The organism is Neobacillus rhizosphaerae (genome assembly GCF_937468385.1).
Classification (GTDB): Bacteria; Bacillota; Bacilli; order Bacillales; family Cytobacillaceae; genus Neobacillus; species Neobacillus rhizosphaerae.
In genome coordinates this window covers 1-2936 of record NZ_CALBWS010000063.1, presented here as the reverse complement: position 1 = coordinate 2936, position 2936 = coordinate 1, and the positions used below count along the sequence as shown (strand labels likewise).

Below are 2936 nucleotides of genomic sequence, written 5' to 3'. Positions count from 1 at the left end.
GCTAAACTAAACGTGGGTCGGAATCATTTTCATTTTAGATGGTGGTGACGAGGAACGAGTCACCATATGAGTTTTCTGTGGAAAAGGGGCGGAGCGCCGCAAAAATGAATCACTTTAACCAATTAAAGTGAAATACCCACTTCACTAGACGAAATATGTGAAGTCTAGCTCTGCTCTCACCGCCTTTATTGGGTGACTACGGCTTGTTCTCTAAATTTTTTTCCATGGTAGGGTTGGGAGTTGAGGCTCATGATAGTTTTTAGGCTAGGGAAAAAGAAATAAGAAATGCAATAATTGATCTTTTTGAACAAAATTTACAATACTTTAACATATCTCAACATTCTATTTATCATAGCTTAATATTTTCAAGGTTTAATAGAGTAGTAAATAACATTTTGGGAGGGAATAACATGAAAAAGAGATTATCGGTTGTATTAGCACTTGGTTTAATGATACCTGCATTAACACCAGCAGCAGCTGCAGGGAAGGATATCACGGTTAATTCTTTTAAATTTAACTCCATGAAAGCACCAACTACGATTGAAGAAATGGTTAAGACATACACAGGGGCATCAATGGATGTAAGCTATAGCAATGGAACAAAAAAGAATTTTCCGCTTACATATAAACAATTATTCTTATCAGATGAAAAAATCGTAACAAATAAAGGTGTGAAAATCCCAGCAGGAACTCCAATCGATGTAAATGGAAACCCTATAGTTGATAAAAGTATCCCAGGTAATGAAAAATTCTATATTTCTGATGCTCCAGATTCCAATAGTCTAATGAATGTTGGCGGAAACCTATTCCTCGTGTCGCATTTTGAATATCAAACAGTTGATAATTCAGGAAAATCTGCATATGGTTCTGTGCCTGCATCGATGACCTTAACGGCATTAAATCAGAATAAAAAGACCGGTGAATTAACAATTAAGGATGCTAAAAAAATTGATTTCGCAAAGGTAAACGGGCTATGGATTCCCTGTAACGGATCAACTTCACCTTGGGGAACGCATTTAGGTTCTGAAGAGTATGAACCAAATGCACGTCAATTCGAAGCTGAAATCGGAACAGACAAAGATTCTACGAATGTTAAATCATTTGCAAAGTTATATTTTGGAGATGAAACAAAAGCGAATCCTTATAATTATGGATGGATTCCTGAAGTTTCAGTAAAAGCAAATGGCGATACGAGCGTCGTAAAACACTATAGTACTGGTCGCTTTTCACATGAATTAATGCAGGTCATGCCTGATAATAAAACAGCATTTTTCGGTGATGACGGTAACTATACTGTCACATTTATGTATGTTGCTGACAAAGAAAATGACTTATCTGCTGGTACTTTATATGCTGCTAAATTTGTCCAAACGAGTACCGATAATGGTGGAGCGGGTAATCTTGAATGGATTAAACTTGGACATTCTACTGACGATGAAATTAGAACGATCATTGACAAAGGGACAAAATTCAGTGATATTTTTGAAACAGCTGATCAAGCAACTGAAGGCTTCACCGCTGTTAAAACAGATTCTAGCGGGGCGAAAATTGAATATTTAAAAGTAAAACCTGGAATGGAAAAAGCAGCCGCATTCTTAGAATCACGCCGTTATGCAGCCTTAAAAGGTGCCACTGCTGAATTCCGAAAAATGGAAGGGTTAGCAGTTAACGCAAAAGATAAGAAGGTCTATATGGCAATGTCTGAGATTGGCAAAGGAATGTTAGAAGATACAAAGCATGTCGACCCGGTAGATGATATTCGCTTACCGCAAATTCTTGCAGGTGGAACATTCGAATTAAACTTAACGGGTGGTCAAAGTGATAAAGAAGGTCATGCTATTTCTAGTAACTATGTTGCTTCTTCCATGAAAGCAATTGTGGTTGGAGAAGATCTTCCTGCTCCAGATGCCTATGGAAATAAAGCAAATCCAAATAAGGTTTCCAAACCAGATAATCTAAGCTATTCAGAAAAAATGAGAACATTATTTATCGGTGAAGATGGCGGCGAGCATACAAATAACTTTGTTTGGGCTTACAATATTGATACAAAAGAACTTTCTCGTGTCCTATCCGTTCCAGTTGGAGCTGAAGCCACTGGTTTACGTGTACTCGATAACTTTAATGGGTTCTCCTACATTTTGAATAACTATCAGCATCCAGGTGATGAACTGCAAAATTTCCAAGGAACAGCTGTGGATAAAGTGGCATTAGAGAAAGCGATGAAAGACGGCATTGGTATTAATGAAAAAGGCGGTGTTGGATATATCGCCGGAATGCCACAACTTGATGGGAAACACGTTGGATGGTATTTCAGTTCCGGAAAATGGAGTTATTTTAATGAAGATGGCGAGATGCAAACAGGCTGGGTGAAAGATGGAGGCAAATGGTATTTCCTTGATGGAAATGGTGATATGTTAACGGGTTGGGTAAAAGATGGAGCGAAATGGTATTACCTTGCAGCAAATGGAGGAATGAAAACAGGCTGGGTAAAAGATGGAGCGAAATGGTATTATCTTGCAGCAAGTGGAGAAATGAAAACAGGCTGGGTAAAAGATGGAGCAAAATGGTATTATCTTGCAGCAAATGGAGCAATGAAAACAGGTTGGCTACAAGATGGAGGTAAATGGTATTACCTTGGAGCAAACGGAGAAATGAAAACAGGCTGGTTAAAGGTTGGAACGAAGTGGTATTACCTTTATAGCAATGGAAGCATGGCTGCAAACACAACCATTAATGGATACAAAGTTAACCAACGTGGTGAATGGATAAAATAATATTTACTAAAAAGAGTGGGATCACAGCTGTGATTCTACTCTTTTTGTATGAAAATAACTTGGTAAAAATGCCATACGAAAGCAGGCCCTCCATCTATTAATTTTTTTTTGAAGAGCTAATTTATAATGTTTTATATATTATTATTTAGGCAGATTGTTGAT

1 protein-coding gene is annotated in these 2936 nt (G+C 37.6%); it reads left to right on the top strand.

Annotated features, from left to right (window positions below; genetic code table 11):
• Window positions 1–410: 410 nt before the first annotated feature.
• Window positions 411–2774, top strand: a complete 2364-nt coding sequence (locus M5A78_RS24515) for an alkaline phosphatase PhoX (RefSeq protein ID WP_319942334.1) — start codon at window positions 411–413, stop codon at window positions 2772–2774.
• The last annotated feature ends 162 nt before the right edge of the window (window positions 2775–2936 follow it).

Excerpts from the sequence above, each read along its gene's own strand:
- M5A78_RS24515 (WP_319942334.1), top strand. The coding sequence starts at position 411 with ATGAAAAAGAGATTATCGGTTGTATTAGCACTTGGTTTAATGATACCT.